Source organism: Janthinobacterium sp. GW822-FHT07H11 (genome assembly GCF_058798615.1).
The window spans coordinates 774414-793828 of record NZ_CM179507.1 but is presented as its reverse complement, the minus strand read 5'-3'; the positions used below and the strand labels follow the sequence as shown (position 1 = coordinate 793828).

The following is a 19415-nucleotide window of genomic DNA, read 5'->3' as shown; positions in this document are numbered from 1 at the left end:
TCACGCCGGCAGCAGCGCGCCCAGGCGGCGCGCCAGGCCATCCATGTGATCGGCCGGCAGCTGCGCATAGCCGAGCAGGAATCCACGCCAGCCGGCGCGCTCGCCGGTCGCATGCGCGCTCAGTGCCAGCGCCACGATGCCGGCATCCGCCGCGCGCCGGCTCAGTGCCTGGTCATCCCATGCCGGATCGTCAAAACGCAGCGCCAGGTGCATGCCGGCCGAGCCGCCGTGCACGCTGGCGCCGGCACACGCATGGCGCGCCAGCGCCTCGCTCAGCGCATCGCGGCGCTGTCGGTACAGGCGACGCATGCGCCGCACATGCCGCGCAAACAGGCCGCTGCGCAGGAATTCGGCCAGCGCCAGCTGCTCCGCCACCCGCCCGCGCACGGCGCCCTGCGCCTGCATCTGCCCGAATGCGGCCGCCAGCACGGCCGGCACCACGATGAAGGCGATGCGCAAGGCCGGAAACATGGTCTTGCTGAAGGTGCCCAGGTAAATCACGGGCGCGTCGGCCACCAGCCCCTGCATCGCCGCCAGCGGCGGACCTCCGTGGCGAAATTCGCTGTCATAGTCGTCCTCGATGATCAGGGCACCGGTGGCGCGGGCGCGCTCGAGCAGCGCCATGCGGCGCGCTGGACTGAGCACGCTGCCGGTCGGATACTGGTGCGATGGCGTCGTGTAGATCAGGCGCGGCGGCGTCTCGCGCCAGTCGCCATCGTCGGGCGCCATGCCGTCGCCATCGACGGGTATGCCGACCACCCGCAGGCCGGCGGCGCGCCCGGCCGCCAGCGCCCCGCCATAGCCGGGGTGCTCCAGCCACAAGGTCTCGCCCTGGTCGGCAAATGCGCGCAGGCACACGTCCAGGCTGCTCTGCGTGCCATCCGTGATGAACACCTGCCCCGCATCGCAGACGACGCCGCGGGCGGCGCGCAAATGGTCGGCAATGGCCATGCGCAGCTGCGGCTCGCCGGCCGCATCGCCGTAATTGAGCTGGCGCGGCGACAGCGAGCGCCAGGCGCGGTCCAGCATGCGCCGCCACTGCGCCAGCGGGAATTCGTCGAGCGCCGGCACGCCGGGCGCAAACGCGCCCATGGCATCGGCGGGAAGCACCACCGTGGCGCAGCTATCCTGCCCTGCAACGCCGCGCAGCTGCCTGGCGCGGCGCGACAGGCCATCGCTCGTGCCCGATGCCGGTAGCGGCATGCCCGCGCCGGCACTGCCGGCGACCACGGTGCCGCGCCGGTCCGGCAGGACGAAGCCTTCGCTGGCCAGCTGCTCATATGCATATAACACCGTATTGCGCGCCACGCCCAGTTCGGAGGCCAGCACGCGCGTGGCGGCCAGCCTGGTGCCGGGCGCCAGCTGGCCGCCACGGATGGCCGCGCGCAGGCATTCATGCAACAGGCGCTGGCGCGGCCAGCCGCGTTCGTGGTGCGCGCGCTCGAACGTTGCCAGCAGCAAGTTGTAATCCATGTACCCCCTCTTTGTGGCTCTAAAATATTAGTATGTTCTGGATCTTTTTTCAGGGCCAGTCAACGATTATAGTGCGGCCTCCGTACATTCATCCCACAGGAGTATTGCCATGACCGCCACCCCTCTCCCGCCCAGCGCGCGTACGCGCGTGCGCCGCGTCGCCGAACTGGCCAGCTACGAGCAGGCCACCCTGCACGCCATCGTCGATGCCGCCTATCTGTGCCATATCGCCTTCCGCGACGACCAGGGCAGCCACTGCATTCCCACCGCCTGCTGGCGCATCGGCGACTACCTGCACATTCATGGCTCGAACGGCAGCCGCATGCTCAAGCAGCTGTTGCATGGCACCGAGGTCTGCGTGACGGTCACGCATCTCGACGGCCTGGTATTGGCCCGCTCCGCCTTCAACCACACGATGAACTATCGCTCGGCGATGATCTATGGACAGTTTGAAAAGATCACCGACATCGGCCAGCAGCATGCGGCGATGGATGCATTGATGCACAAGCTGGCGCCGGGGCGCCTGGCCCAGGTGCGCGGCGGCAGCCCGAAGGAATACGCGGCTACCACCGTGCTGCGCATCGCCCTCGACGAATGCGCCGTCAAGCAGCGCCGCGGCGGGCCGCTGGACGACGCGGGCGACATGGCGCATGTCGTCTGGACGGGCGAGCTGCCATTTACGCACGGCCGGGGCGCGGCCATCGCCGATGCGCAAAACACCAGCGAGATGCCGGCCTATGCTGCCGCATGGAGCACTGAATCCGCTTGACCGGCCCGCGTGCTTGTCCGATGATCGGCGTTGATGCGCAGGGGAGACCTGCGCAGCAATCGACCCACCCATGAATGGAGCAGATGATGATCAAGCGAGTATCCCTGGCCACAGCCCTGATGGCAATGCTGGCCTGCGGCGGCAGCGGTGCCACACTGGCCGCCGGCACGCCCGATGCGGCCCTGAAGGCGGCCCTTGCCGGCAGCGCACGCACGCCGGCCAACGTAACGCGCGACAGCGCCCGCCACCCGTATGAAACGCTGGCCTTTTTCGGCATCCGGCCCGACATGACGGTAGTCGAACTGGCACCCGGCGGCGGCTGGTACACGGAGATTCTCGCCCCCTATCTGCGCGAACATGGCAAGCTGATTGCCGCCGGCAATGATCCGCAGTCCAGCAGCGAAGGCGCGCGCAAGGGAGCCGCACGCTTCCAGCAAAAACTCGATGCCAATCCGGCCGCCTTCGACAAGGTGGAAATCGGCGCCTTCGCACCGCCCGCCACCTATCGCATCGCGCCGAAAGGCACGGCCGACATGGTGCTCACCTTCCGCAATATCCATAACTGGATACCGATCGGCGAGGCAGGCATGCAGACCTTGTTCAAGGAAGTGTATGACAGCCTGAAACCGGGCGGCGTGTTCGGCGTCGTCGAGCACCGCCTGCCGGCCAGCAAGGTGCAAGATGCCACGGCCAGCAGCGGCTACATGCACGAAGCGTATGTGATCAAGCTGGCCGAAGGCGCAGGTTTCAAATTGGCGGCCAGATCCGACATCAACGCCAATCCGAAAGACCATGCCGACCACCAGGGCGGCGTGTGGGCACTGCCGCCCACCTATGCCAACAAGGATGTCGACCGCGCCAGATACACGGCCATCGGCGAGAGCGACCGCATGACCTTGAAGTTCGTCAAGTAGGCCGGCTTAGCGCGGCAACGCCGCGCGTAATCCGACAACATCGTTGGCGCCGGTGATGGCGTCGGGTTAAGCGCCGCGCTAACCCGACCTACCGCTTTATTTCTTTGTTTCCTTCGCCTTCACCGGCACCAGGCTCAAGTCCTGGAAGTCGTAGCTGAAATCCGTTTCGGCCGAGACGGGCGCCATCTTGACCCTGTCGATGCTGCCGTCCGGATTGAGCGAAAACGTCACGTAGGCGTCGGCATTGAAGTTGCGCTCCTTCCAGCGCACGATGAAGGTATCGTGCTGCCAGTGCTCCAGCTCGCCCGTCAGGTCCGGCGTACGCGTGAAGCTGAGCATGTGCTTGCGGCCGTCCTGCTTGATGACCACCTTGCCGTACCACGCATCCTCGTATTCGCCATCATATGCCGCCAGCGGCAGCGAAGGCCGCGATTTCGCCGCGCGCGCGCCCGCCGCCTTGCCCTGCTTCTTGACTTCGTCGGCGTGCTGGTCCTGCTCCACCTTGGCCACCAGCGCCAGCCAGTCGGACGGCGCCGCCTGCAAATAATGGTCGAGGATGCGCCATTGCAGCGCCGTCATCGAACCGCCATTTTCCGCATTGGTGAGAATGGCCACGCCCAGTTTCGCTTCCGGCACCATCACCACGCGCGAATAAAAGCCCTGCAGCGCGCCGCCGTGCATGGCCACTTTCATGCCCTTGTAGTCGCGCAGCTGGAAGCCCAGGCCATACGCGCTGAAGTTCGGTTTTGTGGCGGCCAGCGCCGGCTTCGGCTCGCCGATCTTCATCGGCGTTTGCGCCGTCCACATCTCATTGGCCTGCTTTTCGCTGAACAGGCGCACATCCTTGCCATCCTTGTCCTTCACGCCGGCGATCTTGCCGCCGTCGAGCAGCACCATCATCCACTTGGCGATATCTTCCGCATTCGTGTTGATGCCGACGGCACCCACGGCATTCGGCACCGGCATCGATTTGACGGCCGCGATCTTGCCGTCGATCTTGCTGTGTGCATGGGCGACATCGGGATTACCCGCGTTTTCAAGCAGGCTGGTGGTGGTGCCCGTCATGCCCAGCGGCGCCAGGATGCGCTCATGCATGGCCTCGCCCCAGCTTTTCCCCGCCTTGTCGGCGATGATCTTGCCAGCCACGATGTACAGCAGGTTATCGTAGGCATAGCTGTTACGGAAACTCGTGGCCGGACGGATGTAGCGCAGCTTCTCGATGATCTCGTCGGTGCTGAAGGTGGTGGTGGGCCACCACAGCAGGTCGCCGGCACCCAGCCCCAGGCCGCTGCGGTGCGTCAGCAGGTCGCGGATGGTCATGGCGCCCGTCACGTAGGAGTCGTGCATCTGGAAGCCCGGCAAATGCCTGGTGACGGGATCGTCCCAGGCCAGCTTGCCCTCATCGACCAGCATGGCCAGCGCGGCGGCCGTGAAGCCCTTCGAATTGGAGGCCACTTCGAACAGGGTTTTCGCATCGACTGGTGCCGGCTCTCCCAGCTTGCGCACGCCGAATCCCTTGGCGGCGACGACCTTGCCATCCTTGACGATGGCGATCGCCATGCCCGGCACGTCGAAGGTTTTCAGGGCGCTGGCGACGTCGCGGTCCAGGTCAAAGGCCGGCGCGGGCGCCGGTGCAGCGGCAATCACAGGGGCGGCGTCAAATGCCAGCGCCGGCACGGTCACGCCGGAAAACGCCAGCACGATGGCGGCGGCGAGGCGGTTCATGGTATGCATGGTCAGGATGTCCAAAGAAAGTTCAATGCGCTTGCGCGGCCATCAATTTATCGACGCTCTCCTGCGTCACCGGGTGGTAGCGTGCGCGCGCCTGCGCATACACGTCCTTGGCCCAGGCATGGCCTTGCGGCGTCTTCATCAAGGCGCTGTACAGGGGCACGACGAACTTCTGGCGGCCCACGCTCAGCAGGAAAGCCTGCAAGGGCTGGCGCACGTCGTAACCGGCGTTCACGGAGGCCAGGTAGAAGCGGTAAGCCACCTCATTGTTGCCGCTCTTGCCCACGCCGTACACCTGGTCCAGCTCACGCAATTGCGCCGCGCTGGCCTTGTTGTTGATGTCGTTCAGGAAGTGCATCGACTCGATGGCGATCCACTTGTCCATGCCCAGGTCTTTGGTGGACAGCTCGCCTTTGAGCCAGGCGTCGCGGTGCTGGTCGAGCAGCGCCAGGCGCGGCGAGACGACGCGCTGCGCGCTGGCCGGCGCGCCGGTGCCATACAGCCATTCGTCGAGCTCCGCTTCGGGCATCACGTCCGGATGCTGCGCCAGCAGGTTCTTGCGCAGGTAGGCGATGAACTGCTCCGTCGTCACGCTCTGGAACGCATGCTGGTCGAACCAGCCGCGCAGGAAGGGATCGAACACGGCGCGGCCGGCGCGCCGCTCCATGGTCGCCAGGAACCAGGCGCCCTTCGGATAAATGATGCCATCGTCCGTGTACGTTTCCGCCGGGTTGGCATCCGCATCGCGCGTGACCAGCGCCGTTTTCGCGGCCGGCAGTTCCTTGAACGAGGCGGCCAGTTCTTCCTGGTCGACCTGCACGCCCATCTGCGCCACCTCGCTGCCATACAGCTGCTCGACGATGCGCGTGGTGACATAGGTGGTAAAGCCTTCGTTGAGCCACATGTGCTTCCACGAGGCGTTGGTGACCAGGTTGCCCGACCACGAGTGGGCCAGTTCATGCGCGATCAGGTCGACCAGGCTGCGGTCGCCCGCGATCATGGTCGGCGTGAGGAAGGTCAGGCGCGGGTTTTCCATGCCGCCGTAGGGGAACGATGGCGGCAGCACGATCATGTCGTAGCGCCCCCAGCGATACGGACCATACAGCGCTTCGGCCGCCTGGATCATTTTTTCCGTATCGGCCAGCTCGTATTCGGCGGCCTTGATGCGCGGCGGTTCGGCATACACTGCCGAGCGGGGACCGAGCTTGCGCACTTCCAGTTCGCCGATGGCAATGGCCAGCAGGTACGATGGAATCGGCTGCGGCATCCTGAATTTCCAGCCGCCCTTGCCGGTCGCCTTCTCGTCATTCTCGGCGCTCATGACGACGCGCATGCCCGCTGGCGCATCGATGCGCGCGCTGTAGGTGAAGCGCACGGCCGGCGTATCCTGCGACGGCACCCATGAACGGGCGTTGATGCTTTGCGACTGGCTGAACATGAATGGCAGCTTGCCCGACATGGTCTGCTGCGGCGTGAGCCACTGCAGCGCGATGGCGCCCGGCGCCGTGTGGTAATAAACGCGCACTTTTTCAGGCTGGCCCGTGGTGCTAATGCGCAAGGCCTGGCCCTTTTCGGGGTCGGCCTTGTCCAGCTGGTAGGGCGCCATCTTCCATGCGCCGCGCTTGTCCTGCACCTGCACCTTGGCGATCGACAGGTCGCGCGTATCGAGCACCAGCGTGTGCGCGGCCGGGTCGATCCAGTTCAGGGACAGCTCGGCGTAGCCGGAGAGGGTCTTTTGCTTGAAGTCGGCTTTCAGGTCCAGCTGCAGGTCGCGCGTGCGCACCTGGTCGTAGCGCGCATAGCTGAGGGGATCGGCGTGCGCGGCCAGGGTCACCTGGCAGAGGAAGGCGCAGCCGAGCGCGCGCAGGAAGGTCAAAGTTTGCATGGTCGTCTTTTGAATGATTTGCGAAAGCGCCGGCGAGTGTGCGCCGGGGCGTCGCGCAGAATAGCACTTCCGGCGCACGCCTGGCGGAAAAAGCGCCGGACTGGCCGGCGCTGTTTCCTATTTTGCCTCGACCCCGGCCCCCGCCCTGCTCGCGGGCGCCTTCAGCGGCGTATTCCAGTCCTTCATCAGATTGTTCTTGTCCCGATCCAGCTTGAACAACTCCAGGCGCGATGGCGTGATTTTTCTCGGCCAGGCGTTGTTGCTGGTGTCGATATCGGCCGTCTCCCAGTACGGGTCCTGCACCAGTCCCACCATCGGCTCGTCGGTGACGATGACCTTGCTGATCTTGTGCGGCGAATAGCGCCATACCTCGGCCGGCACGCGCTCGATGATCTTCCTGCCGCCGGCCAGCTCGATCTCCAGGATCAGCGGCATCACCAGGCCGCCGAGATTCGAAAAGTCGACCAGGTACAGATGCTTGCCCATGTTGCGCTGCTCCAGCAGCTTTCTCTCCCACGGCTCCAGCGTTTCCTGCTCTTCCGCATAGCTGTTGCGGTCCTTGTTGGTGACCGTGAAGTCGTCGTGCCGGTTATAGAAATCCTTCAGCGCAGGGTCCAGATCGACCTTCTTCGGCAGTGCCCTGTTGCGCTGCTCCGAGATCGACATGGGTTGCGCGTCCTTCTGCGCCTTCTTCCACGCTTTCTCGACTTCCGGATTCTTCGTGCTCACGCCGTATTCGCTGATGCCGTCGATGCTGATGTCGACCGCGTCGGTGGTATAGAACCAGCCGCGCCAGAACCAGTCCAGGTCCGTGCCGGAAGCGTCTTCCATGGTGCGAAAGAAGTCGGCCGGCGTGGGACGCTTGAACTTCCAGCGCAGCGCGTACTGCCTGAAGGCGAAGTCGAACAGTTCCCGTCCGAGGATGGTCTCGCGCAGGATATTGAGCGCCGTGGCCGGCTTGTCGTAGGCATTCGGCGACAGCTGCAGCACGGACTCGGGATTGGTCATGATCGGTACCTGGTTCTGGCTGCGCATGTAGTCGACAATCTTGCGCGGCTCGCCATTCCAGGATGGGAAATGCTCTTCCCACGCCTGCTCTGCCAGGTACTGCAGGAAGGAATTGATGCCCTCGTCCATCCAGGCCCACTGGCGCTCGTCCGAATTGACGATCATGGGGAAATAATTGTGCCCCACTTCATGGATGATCACGCCGATCAGGTCATATTTGGCCGTCTTCGAATACGTGAGTTCCCCCGTCTTCTTGTCCTTCACGGGACGCCCGCCATTGAACGCAATCATCGGATACTCCATGCCGGCCACGGCGCCGTTGACGGAAATGGCATTCGGATACGGATAGTCGAAGCTGTACTTGTTGTACTGTTCGATGGCGTGAATGACAGCGCGCGTGCTGTACTGCTGCCACAGCGGGTTGCCCTCGTTCGGATAATACGACATCGCCATCACCCGTTTGCCGCCGCTGTCGAGTCCCTGCGCGTCCCAGATGAACTTGCGGCTCGATGCCCACGCCACATCGCGCACATTGGCCGCCTTGAAGTGCCAGGTCTTCGTCGCCGTGCTCTGCCCCTTCTCGGCCGCCAGCGCTTCCTCTGGCGTGATCACCAGCACCGGTGCCGCGCTGTTCCTTGCCTTCGCCAGGCGTTCGCGTTGCAGCGCGCCGAGGACGGAGGAAGCGTTCTGCAGCTCGCCCGTGGCGGCCACCACATGGTCGGCCGGCACCGTCAGGTACAGCTCGTAGTCGCCGAATTCCAGCGCGAATTCGCCCGACCCCAGATACTGCTTGTGCTGCCAGCCGACGGCATCGTAATAGGCGGCCATGCGGGGAAACCACTGTGCCACCTGGAAGATGGTGTTCCTGTCGTCCTCGAAGTATTCATAGCCGGAGCGCTCGACCAGCACTTTCTGGTCATTGATTTTATACGACCAGTCGATGCCGAAGCTGATGCTCTGGCCAGGCGCCAGCGCCACCGGCAAGTCGATGCGCAACATGGTCTGGTTGACCACATAATGCAGCGGCTTGCCGCTGGCCGATTTCACGCTGCCGAGCTTGAAGCCGCCATCGAATTCGCGGCCCGCATCGATGGCGCGCAAATCCTCGAACTTCAGCGCTTCCTCTTCGCTGCCGCTGAGCCAGGCCTGGCGCGACGGCGCGCTCAGTACGCGGCGCTGGTCGGCGTCCCTGCGCAAGCCATTCTGGTCCAGCTGCAGCCACAGATACTGCAAGCTGTCCGGCGAGCGGTTATGGTAGGTGATCTGTTCGCTGGCGGTGATCTCGCGCCGCGCTTCATCGAGGGTGGCGCGGATCACGTAATCGGCGCGCTGCTGCCAGTAGGCGTGGCCGGGCGCGCCGGAAGCGGTGCGGTAGGCGTTCGGCGTGGGCAGCAGTTCCTCGAGCTGGCGAAACTTGTCGTCGAATGGCGCGGCGCCGGCGCACAGCGCCGGCATGCTGAAAGACAGGGAAACAAGCAGGTAACAGTGCTGGACAAGCAGGCGAAGGGAGACCGGCAAACGCATGGCGCAATCCATCTGGAAGTTGGCGAGAGAACTGCATTCTAAGTCAGCTGTTTGCAAAACGACCACTGTTGTCGGCGACCCACAACAAAGCCCGCCGTGGCCGCCGGGACACTGGCGCGGGCGCGGGCATTGGCGTATGATGCGCCTCGAACATTGGGGAGTAGTCGTCCCGCGGTCCTGCCGCGGGAACCTGTATCAACATGATTGGCCCGCAGGCCATGGTGCAGGTGGTTGAAGAACTTGACGAGACCATTGATCGGGGGCGGCCGCATGGGCCGGAGTCGCCCCTGGATCATTGGTTAATTCGTCCGGCCCGCGTACCTCTTGCAATCTCATGGAAGCATTCCTCATCTCCACCGGCATCGTCGGTCTCGCCGAAATCGGCGACAAAACCCAGCTCCTGGCTTTCCTGCTCGCCGCCAAATTCCGCAAGCCTTTGCCCATCGTGCTGGCGATTTTCGTCGCCACCATCGCCAACCACGCGTTTGCCGCCGCCGTCGGCGCCTGGATCACCAGCATGCTGGGCCCCGACGTGCTGCGCTGGGTACTGGGCGTATCGTTCCTGGCGATGGCCGCCTGGACCCTGATCCCCGACAAGATCGATGAAGATGATACCAAGCTGGCCAGGTATGGCGTCTTCCTGACCACCCTGATCGCCTTCTTCATGGCGGAAATGGGCGACAAGACGCAGGTGGCCACAGTCGCGCTGGCAGCCCGCTACCACGACATTGTTTCCGTCGTGCTGGGCACCACCTGCGGCATGATGCTGGCCAATGTCCCCGCCGTCTACCTGGGCGACAAGATCGCCAACCGCGTCTCGCTGCCCCTCGTACATGGCATCGCGGCCCTCGTGTTTGCCGTGCTGGGCATCGCCACCCTGCTCGGCGCCGGCGCGCGCCTGGGCTTTTGAGACCGGCTTCAGCGCTTTCTGCTGCCGGCGCAAAAATTGTTCATTTACAATTTTCATGTAAATAATTACAATGTCGCCGACACGAACATCGCGCGACGGCCGGCGCTTCACAGGCCGCCGCGTTTTTAAGGAATGTATGCAATTGAATGAGAAAGTGGCAATGGCGGCGCTGTTCCTGGCCGCCTGCGCCAGCCTGCCGCCATGCGCCACGGCGGCGGCCGTGCCACGCGCTGCTACGGCGGCGAAGGCCGTGGCCAGCGCGCCACCCGAAGTCCGCAAGCGCGACCTGCTGCTGCTCGGCGCCGGCCTGATCCTGCTGGCCGGCAGGCGCCGCCCCACCCACGACAAGTGGCAATGCCAACTGGCTTAGAGCAGCAACAGCACCCCATATTCGCGGCCCTCGTCGCGCAGGACGATGCTCTCGCCGCTCACGGCCACGCCATCGAGCGACAGGCCGGCCGGCCGGCCCTGCGCCTTTTCGACCGTGATCGCATAGCTGCTGGCGCCATGCCGGTAATGCAGCTTGAAACTGCTCCACTCGGCAGGCATGCACGGCGCCAGGCGCAGCACATCCGCTTCGCGCGTCAGTCCCAGCAGGGACTCGACGACCAGCCGGTACAGCCAGCCCGATGATCCCGTGTACCAGCTCCAGCCGCCGCGCCCCACGTGCGGCGCCACTGCATACACGTCGGCCGTCACCACGTACGGTTCGACCTTGTAGCGCGCCACCGCCTGCGCATCAATGCCATGGCGTACGGGATTGATCATGCGCAGCAGTTCCCACGCCTTTTCGCCATCGCCCAGACGGGCAAACGCCATCGCCGTCCAGATGGCGGCATGCGTGTACTGGCCGCCGTTCTCGCGCACGCCCGGCACATAGCCGCGGATGTAGCCAGGATTCAGGTCCGACTTGTCGAACGGCGGATCGAGCAGCTGGATCACACCTGAATCGCGGCGCACCAGGCGCGCATCGACCTGGCGCATGGCGCCGGCGACACGCTCCTTGTTGGCCGCTCCCGACAGCACGCCCCAGCTTTGCGAAATCGAATCGATCTGGCATTCCTCGTTGCTGTGCGAACCCAATGGCGTGCCATCGTCGAAGTACGCGCGCCGGTACCACTCGCCATCCCATGCATGTTCCTCGACGTTGGCCGCCAGCTTCACGGCTTCATCGCGGCAAAACTGGGCGAACGCCGCGTCGCCGCGCAGCGTCGCCACCTCGGCGAAGCGCTGCAGCACTTCGCACAGGAAGAAGGCCAGCCAGACGCTCTCGCCCTTGCCGTGTTCGCCCACCTTGTCCATGCCGTCATTCCAGTCGCAGGAACCGATCAGCGGCAAGCCGTGCACGCCCATGCGCAAGCCATGGCGGATGGCGCGCACGCAGTGTTCGTACAGATCGGCCGATTCGCCCGAACGCACCGGCAGGTCATAGTAGGAATCCTCTTCCGGCTTGACGGCCCGCCCCTCGATGAAGGGCGTCACTTCCGACAGCACGTTGAGGTCGCCCGTGGCGGTCACATAGCGGCAAGCGGCCAGCGGCAGCCACAGGTAGTCGTCGGAGCAGTGCGTGCGCACGCCGCGATCCGACGGCGGATGCCACCAGTGCTGCACGTCGCCCTCGACAAACTGGTGCGCCGCGCACAGCAGCAGGTGCTTGCGCAGCAATTGCGGCGCCGTGTGGATCATCGCCATCGCATCTTGCAGCTGGTCGCGGAAACCGTAGGCGCCGCCGGACTGGTAATAGCCGCTGCGTGCCCACAAACGGCAGGCGATGGTCTGGTACATCAGCCAGCCGTTGGCGATCACGTCCAGCGACGGATCGGGCGTCTCGATGCGCACGGCGCCCAGGGTGGTTTCCCAGTACGCGCGTACCGCGTCGAGCGCCATGCGGGCAGCTTCCTTGCCCGCATGGCGCTGCACCATGGTGCTGGCGTCGGCATTGCGGCGTCCGCCCACGCCGAGGATGAAGACGACTTCGCGCTCCTGCCCCGGCTGCAGTTCAAACGGCACCTGGATCGCCGCGCAGGGATCGAGTCCCGTGCCCGCCTTGCCGGACAGGCGCACGCGGCGCAAGGCAGCCGGCTGCGCCAGGCTGCCGTTGCGGCCTATGAACTCGTTGCGGTCGCAGGTGATCGAGCGGATGCTGGCGTCGGTGTTGAAAAAGCCGACCCGGCCAGAAAACTCCGTGTTGTAGTTATTGCGCGCAAACAGCGCGCCACTGATGGTATCGACTTCCGTCGCCACATGCATGCCGGACTTGGCGCGCAGGTCGGCCAGCACCCATTCCACGTAACCGGTGACGGACAGGCGGCGTGGCACGCCGCTGTCATTGCGCACCTTGATCACCGAGTACTTGACGGCGGCATCGAGCGCCACATAGGTGCACAATTCGGTGGCGATGCCGCCCTCGCTGTGCTCGAAGACGCTGTAGCCGAAGCCGTGGCGCGTCACGTAGTCGCCGCTGCCGCGCGCCGGCAGGGCCGACGGCGACCAGAACTGGCCGCTCTGCTCGTCGCGCACGTAAAACGCTTCGCCGGAGAGGTCGGAAACCGGGTCGTTCTGCCATGGCGTGAGGCGGAATTCATGCGCATTCTCGCTCCAGGTATAGGCTTGGCCGGCTTCGGAGACCACGCTGCCGAATTGCGCGTTGGCCAGCACGTTCGACCATGGCGCCGGCGTGTTCTTATCCTCGCCGGAGGTAATGACATATTCGCGGCCATCGGGCGTAAAGCCGCCCAGGCCATTTTCCAGAATCAGCGTGCGCGGCGCGGCGCGGTGCGGCACGCTGGCCGGTTCGCGGCCCGGATCCTGCAGCAGCGGCGGCATGCGCAGCACGGGGCTGGGCGGCCGCTTGACCTGCTCGGCCAGGGTGCCGCGCAGGTCGCTGATGATGGCGCGCGCCACCGACTGCAGCAAGATACGGTCTTCATTGGCGATCTGCTCGGCCAGGCGCACGAAGATGCCGCCCGGGCGGTCGATCGCCTGCGCATCGATACCCGAGGCGATCAGCCCCATGATCTGGTCGTGCAGCAGCTGGCGGTAACCCGACTGGTCCTCGTACCAGATCACCAGGTCGACTATCAGTCCTTTCAGGCGCCAGTAGGCGTGCGCCTGCACCATCTGGCGCGCCAGTTCGATATTGGCCGCATCGCGTATCTGCAGCAGCACGATGGGCAGGTCGCCGGAAATGGCATACGCCCACAGGCCGGACTGGCCTCGCTGGTTCTTGATCAGGATGCCCGCTTCGGCGCGCAGCGCGGCGTTCGGATAGATCACCGCATTGGCCAGGCGCGCATACAGCTGCGCATCGGCCTCGCTGGCATTGAGCTGGCGCAGCACCACCTGACTGTGCGTCCAGGCCAGCTCGAACACGCGGTCGGCCAGGTGACGGTCCTGGTATTTATCGATCAGGTGCAGCGCCGCATCGCGCTGCTCCGCCATGCCAATGACGCTGTCGACGGTAATGGCCTGGTCGGGTGCGAGCGTGATGACATAACGGATGGCCACTACGGGGTCCAGCACGGAGCCGTGGCCGCCTTTCAAAGGACCGCTCTGCTGCAGCGCCTGCGGCAGCTGCGCCGTGTTGCCGCGGCCGATGAAGCACGCGCGGTCCGTCTCGAATGACACCGCATAGTGCTCGATATCGTGCACGGTCATCACATGCAGCAGCCACGGCATCTGTTCATCCTTCGAACGGGGCCGGCGCGTGCATAGAATCGCATTTTCGTGCGCCAGGATTTCCGTTTGCACGAACAACTTGCTGAAGGCGGGATGGGCCGCGTCGGCCGCCGCCGGCGCCATCACCACTTCGGCAAAGCTGGTGATCTCGATGCGCCGCTGGCGGTTCGAATTATTGCTGATGCGCGTGCGGCGGATTTCGATGTCGTCTTCCGGCGAAACGACGATTTCCGTGTACAGGTCCAGCCCGTGGTCGGCGCGGCGGAACTCGGCCCGCCCTTCCGAAAAGATCACCTCGTACTTCTTCGGCTCGACCAATGTCGGCTGGTACATGGTGGACCAGACTTCGCCGTCATCGAGATCGCGCAGGTAGCAGAAATTGCCCCAGTTGTCGCGCGTGCTGTCCTCGCGCCAGCGCGTCACGGACAAGTCTTTCCAGCGGCTGTAGCTGCCACCGGCATTGCTCACCATGACGTGGTAGCGGCCATTCGACAGCAACTGCGTTTCCGGTACGGCGCTGTTGGCCTGGGTCAGGATGCGCATCGGCATGGCCTGTTCCGGCGCACCGCTGCGCAGCTCCGCCAGTTCGGCCGTGTTCGAGTAGAACGCGCCGGCCTGCGGCGTACGCTCCTGCAGCACCAACAAGGCCGATTGCAGCAGCGGATCGGACTCGAAACGGCGCTGCATCGGACGGTCGTGCAGCAGGTAGCTGAGGGCCAGGAAACCCATGCCCTGGTGATGCACCATGAAGGAGCGGATGACCGCGCTGGCCTGCCCGCGCGGCAGGCGCGCCGTGGTGAAATCGATGGCCTCGAAGAAGCCGTAACGGCCCATGTAGCCGGCCGCCTGCATGCGCTGCAGGTTCAGGCACGACGCTTCCGGCTGCACCATCAGGCCCATCATGCTGGCATACGGCGCCACCACGAGATCGTCGGCCAGGCCCCGTTTCAAGCCCAGTCCCGGCACGCCAAACGCGCGGTACTGGTAATTCAGGCTGGCGTCGACGGTGTTGTAGCCGGACTCGGAAATTCCCCAGGGCACGTCGCGCTGGCGGCCGTAGTCGATCTGCGCCTCGATCACGGAATGATACGTTTGATCGAGCAGGGTATTCGGGTAGTTCGGCATCACCAGGAGCGGCATCAGGTATTCAAACATCGAGCCGCTCCACGACAGCAGCACGGGCTGGCCCGCCACCATGCACAGCTGGCGGCCCAGGGCGAACCAGTGCTCCTGCGGCAGCTGGCCCTGGGCGATGGCGATGAAGCTGGCCAGGCGCACTTCGGAAGCGAGCAAATCGTAGTAGCTGGCGTCGAGGCGCCGTTCGCTGACGTTGTAGCCGATGGCCAGCAATTTTGTCGACGGGTTGTACAGGAACGCATATTCGATCTGCGCAAAATCGCGCGCCTGGCCCGCCGCATGGGCAATGTCGCGCATATGGCGGCCCGCCTGTTCGCGGCCCTGCAGCAGCAGCGCCGCCAGCGCGGCCGGCGTGCCTTCAGGGACTTCCAAGTTCGCCAGCGTGCGCAGGGTCGGCACCTGCAGCCACGCCGCATCGACGCCCGCTTGCGCCGCCCATGGCGCCAGCTGCAGCAGTTCCGCCAGCGCCGCGCGGCACTGGCGCGCCAGGGCGCCCGTCCACATCGACAGCTCGCCATCCTCGCTTTGCAGGGTCAGCGACAGCAGCGCATCGGCCGCGCCATTCGCGCCACTCAGGTAGGCATGCCATTCGGCCAGGCTGGCGGGCGTTGCCGCTGCCTGCAGCAAGGCCATGCTGTCGCGCATGGCCTCGCCCTGACCTTCGGCGGCGATGAATTCCTGCAGTACCTGTGCCGTCGTGCGAATGCCCTGCACGATCTGCGCACCGATGATCGGCGCGTCATACAGCTCCACCAGGCCCGGCTGCAAGGTCAGCAAGTGGCCGGCCAGGTTGCCGCTGTCGACCGTGGAAATGTACATCGGCTGCAGCGCCTTGAGCGTCTGCGTGTCGTACCAGTTATAGAAGTGGCCCTGGAAGCGTTCCAGCTCGCCCATGCTGTGCAGGGTGGCGCGGCTGCGCTCGATCAGCTGGCCCAGGGTCAGGTAGCCGAAATCGTAGGCCGTCAGGTTGGCCAGCAATGCCAGGCCGATATTCGTCGGCGAGGTGCGGTGCGCCACCACCAGGTTCGGATGCTCCTGCATGTTATCGGGCGGCAGCCAGTGGTCGTCCGGTCCGACGAAGGTGTCGAAATACGCCCAGGTCTTGCGCGCCACGCCATGCAGGAAGCGCCCCTGCTCGGCCGACAGGCGCGCCACGGCCCGCTCGATGGGGCGGCTGATCCACCAGGCGATGGCCGGCGCGCCCAGCCACAGCAGCAGCACCACGGCGGCAGCCGGCAAGGCCTCGGGGCGCCAGCTCAGCAAGGCGGCAAAGGTGGCCAGCGCCAGCGCCGGCGAGCACCACATGGCGCGCCAGCTGTCGGCCTGCGCGCCCGACGAGGCATGCAGGTTCGAGGCACGCCAGTCGAGCAAGTGTTTATGCGACACGCCCAGCCGCCACAAGGTGCGCACGATGGCGTCCAGGCTGATCCAGGCCTCGTACGGCAGGAAGACCAGGGTCAGCATGGCATGCGAAAACTGCACGCCGCAGCGCCGCTCGAAGGCGGCCAGGTGCTGGCGCCACAGGGTATCGCGCGGCTTGCGCAGCAAGTCATACAGGGCCGAGACCACGGGCGGCAGGAAAATGATGGCGAGGATGGCCGCGCTCCAGAAGGCCACGTGCGGCAGGAAGCCCCACGCCAGCAGCAGCGACGCGGTGGTGGCCGGCGCCACAACGCTGCGGCGCAGGTTGTCGAACAGCTTCCAGCGCGACAGCATGGACAGCGGATTGCGCTCGCGCTTGCCGGCGCGGCCCGGCACCCTGCCCAGCAGCCAGCCGATCAATTGCCAGTCGCCGCGTATCCAGCGCTGGCGGCGGCTCACGTCGGCGTCATAGCGGGCCGGATATTCCTCGTACAGCTGCGAGTCGCTGAGCAAACCGGCGCGCAGGTAGCAGCCTTCGAGCAAATCGTGGCTGAGGATTTTATTGTCGGGCAGGCGCTGGCCCAGCACGCGCTCGAACATGTCCAGATCATAGATGCCCTTGCCGATGAACGAGCCTTCGTAAAACACGTCCTGGTACAGGTCCGAGACGGTGCGCGTGTACGGGTCGATGCCCGGCTCGCCGCCGCACAGCAGCTCGTAGCGCGAGGCGTTCGCGCTGGGCAGCGCGACGGCCACGCGCGGCTGCAGGATGCCGTAGCCGGCCACCACGCGCGTGCCGGCCGCGTCGAGCACAGGCAGGTTCAGCGGGTGCATCATGGTGGCGATGAACTGGCGCGCCGCATCGCGCGGCAGCTGCGTATCGGTGTCGAGCGTGATCACGTACTTGATCGTGCGCAGGCCACGCAGCTCGCCTTCGACCAGCGAAAACTTGTCACGCGCGCCGCCGCGCAGGAAGGCGTTCAGGTCGGACAATTTACCGCGCTTGCGCTCCTGTCCCATCCACGCATTCTGCTGCGAATTCCACAGGCGCGGACGGTGCAGCAACAGGAACGGTCCCACGTGGCCCAGCTCTTCGCGCCCGGCCGGATCGCCGTTCTCCTTGAACTCAGTGCCTTCCACGCGATATTTGTCATTCAGCGCGCGGATGGCGTCCTGCGCCTGGCGCAGCAAGGCATCGTCGCCCGGCAGGGTTTGCGTGGGCGCGTCGACAAAATCGGTGAGCAGGCAGAAACGCAGGTTGGCATCGCGGTTGGCCAGGTAGCGCACTTCCAGCGCCTCGCACAGGGCCGCGATGTTTTCCTTGCTGTAGATCAGCGTCGGCACCACCACGATGCCGCGCGCGTCCGACGGAATGCCGGACTGGTAATCCATGCGCGGCAGCGGATGCGGCGATGTCATCAGCGTTGCCAGCCAATTCACCAGGGCCACCGCCAGCTGGCTGCTGCCCAGCAGCGCCAGCACGCCCAGCAATGCCAGCAGCCAGCCCTGCACGCCATGGCGCACGGCCCGTTCGAGCAACAGCGCGCTGGCGGCCAGCGTGACGAAGGAAATCGCTCCCAGGTAAACCGCCAGCGGCGCGGCGCGCGCCGTATGCTGCAGCGCCACGACGAAGGGCAGCTTGGCGCCGGCCAGCTTTTCCAGCACCAGCACGCCCCGCCCGACCAGGTAGAAGCCGATGTGGCCGCGGCGCGCGTCAGTGCCGTTGCCGTGCGTCTGCGCCAGCTGCACCGCCATCTCGGCCACGTCCACCTCGCTGCGCGCGCTGCTGCGGGCGATGCGCTCGATGGCATGGCGATAACTGTCGCGCGTGGCGAAATCCATCAGGCCATAGGTGCCGGATGGATCCAGGCGCAAGGTCTGTTCGACCACGCTCATGGTCTCGACGAATTCCTGCCAGTCCATGGTGCCGAGAAAGCGCAGGCTGCCGATGCTGTTGGCGATCGATACCTGGTCGGCCGCCTGCTGCCCGATCTCGGACTGGATCTGCTGTTCGATGCTGAGGCCCGATTCGGCCAGCTTGTGCGTGAGCCACGTCAGGGCCAGGGTCAGCGACGGGCTTTGCCCCTGCAGGCGACGCGACAACTCGGCCACGAAGGCACTGGTGATCGGCGGATTCGAGCGCGCCATGTCGGCCACCAGCAGGATCAGGCCACTTGGATTGCGTTCGGCGATGTCCGTCATCTGGTCGGCCCAGGTATTGGCCAGGTCGCGCTGCATGCGGTCGTCGGCCACGCGCGCGGCCACGCGGCGCAGGTTTTCGATCAGGGCCAGGCGCAGCATGATGGGCACGGCCCACAGTTCGCCCAGGGTAAGCGTGGCCACGTCCTGGTACGCTTCGACGAAATGGCACAGGTTTTCCAGGTCGACCCGGCCGTCGCCGTGCGAGATGATTTCCAGCGCAATCTTGTACACGCGCGGACAGCCCGCGTCAAAACCCGACGTCAGGCGCGGCAATTCCTTGCTGTAGTTCTTCGGCAGGTGGCGCCGCGTGGTGCGGATCTGCTCTTCGATCAGGTAGAAATTATCAAGCAGCCATTCCGAGGCGGGCGTGACCTGGCGCCCGCTCTTCACCGTGGCCGTCAGCTCATTGACGGTGGCCGTGATCAGGGCCGCATTGTCGGCCAGGCGCGCCAGCAAGCGGTCTCTGCCGTGATGCTTGCCCACCGCGTGGCCGGCCGCCACGTTCTTGCCGTGGGCCGCCATCTGCATGGCACTGAATAACTCCGAACGCAGGGGCAAGGCATCGTCGCGCGCGGCGTCGAAGGTGTCTGCGGCGCGGGGATCGCCGCGGAGGACTTCCTTGAATTTGGAAATCCGTTCCTTGATCTGTTCCGCCACTACTGCTGTGTACTCTTTCAACTTGGGCCTCGCTAGGTGCGCGCATGCCGCCGGCAGCCACCATCTTCCAGGCCGCATCAGGACAGGAACGGGCACTGGCGAAGACGGTCAGCGAAGCGCCGGAGCGTTGCGATGAATCTCAGGTATGGGGAGATTTTCTGAACT

Annotated in this window: 9 protein-coding genes and 1 riboswitch; of the genes, 4 read left to right on the top strand and 5 right to left on the bottom strand. The window is 65.2% G+C overall.

The features are described 5' to 3' along the window. Window positions 1–1473: a MocR-like pyridoxine biosynthesis transcription factor PdxR gene (pdxR, locus tag AC3RCJ_RS03460; RefSeq protein ID WP_492956901.1), complete on the bottom strand. Its 1473-nt coding sequence runs from the start codon at window positions 1471–1473 to the stop codon at window positions 1–3. Between the two features lie 109 nt (window positions 1474–1582). On the opposite strand from pdxR, the gene AC3RCJ_RS03455 reads away from it, so the two are divergent. Together AC3RCJ_RS03455 and AC3RCJ_RS03450 are read left to right on the top strand one after the other, a co-directional pair. Beyond that, window positions 1583–2242, top strand: a complete 660-nt coding sequence (locus AC3RCJ_RS03455; protein ID WP_492956902.1) for a pyridoxamine 5'-phosphate oxidase family protein — start codon at window positions 1583–1585, stop codon at window positions 2240–2242. A gap of 86 nt (window positions 2243–2328) precedes the next feature. Further along, window positions 2329–3156, top strand: a complete 828-nt coding sequence (locus AC3RCJ_RS03450; RefSeq protein WP_492956903.1) for a class I SAM-dependent methyltransferase — start codon at window positions 2329–2331, stop codon at window positions 3154–3156. A 96-nt stretch (window positions 3157–3252) separates the two neighbouring features. Here the strand turns inward: AC3RCJ_RS03450 and AC3RCJ_RS03445 are convergent, their stop codons facing one another. From AC3RCJ_RS03445 to AC3RCJ_RS03435, 3 genes are all read right to left on the bottom strand, one after another. Further along, the gene (locus tag AC3RCJ_RS03445; RefSeq protein WP_492956904.1) at window positions 3253–4890 is read right to left on the bottom strand and encodes a serine hydrolase; all 1638 of its coding nucleotides are present in this window, start codon (window positions 4888–4890) and stop codon (window positions 3253–3255) included. 22 nt (window positions 4891–4912) lie between these two features. After that, the gene (locus AC3RCJ_RS03440) at window positions 4913–6772 is read right to left on the bottom strand and encodes a M1 family metallopeptidase (RefSeq protein ID WP_492956905.1); all 1860 of its coding nucleotides are present in this window, start codon (window positions 6770–6772) and stop codon (window positions 4913–4915) included. 117 nt (window positions 6773–6889) lie between these two features. Beyond that, complete coding sequence (locus AC3RCJ_RS03435; RefSeq protein WP_492956906.1) at window positions 6890–9304, bottom strand: M1 family aminopeptidase; 2415 nt, start codon at window positions 9302–9304, stop codon at window positions 6890–6892. A 143-nt stretch (window positions 9305–9447) separates the two neighbouring features. Next, a riboswitch (yybP-ykoY riboswitch) is annotated at window positions 9448–9630 on the top strand. Between the two features lie 8 nt (window positions 9631–9638). Between AC3RCJ_RS03435 and AC3RCJ_RS03430 the strand changes: the two genes are divergently transcribed. Both AC3RCJ_RS03430 and AC3RCJ_RS03425 read left to right on the top strand, forming a co-directional pair. Continuing rightward, window positions 9639–10214 carry a TMEM165/GDT1 family protein gene (locus AC3RCJ_RS03430; protein WP_492956907.1) on the top strand — a complete coding sequence of 192 codons (576 nt, stop codon included), beginning with the start codon at window positions 9639–9641 and terminating at the stop codon, window positions 10212–10214. 136 nt (window positions 10215–10350) lie between these two features. Beyond that, window positions 10351–10584 carry a hypothetical protein gene (locus AC3RCJ_RS03425; protein ID WP_492956908.1) on the top strand — a complete coding sequence of 78 codons (234 nt, stop codon included), beginning with the start codon at window positions 10351–10353 and terminating at the stop codon, window positions 10582–10584. Here AC3RCJ_RS03425 and AC3RCJ_RS03420 read toward each other — a convergent pair. Continuing rightward, entirely contained in the window at window positions 10581–19151 is an 8571-nt protein-coding gene (locus AC3RCJ_RS03420) for a glycoside hydrolase family 94 protein (RefSeq protein WP_492957020.1), read from the bottom strand. The two genes, AC3RCJ_RS03425 and AC3RCJ_RS03420, sit on opposite strands and share 4 nt — an antisense overlap. Window positions 19152–19415 lie beyond the last annotated feature (264 nt).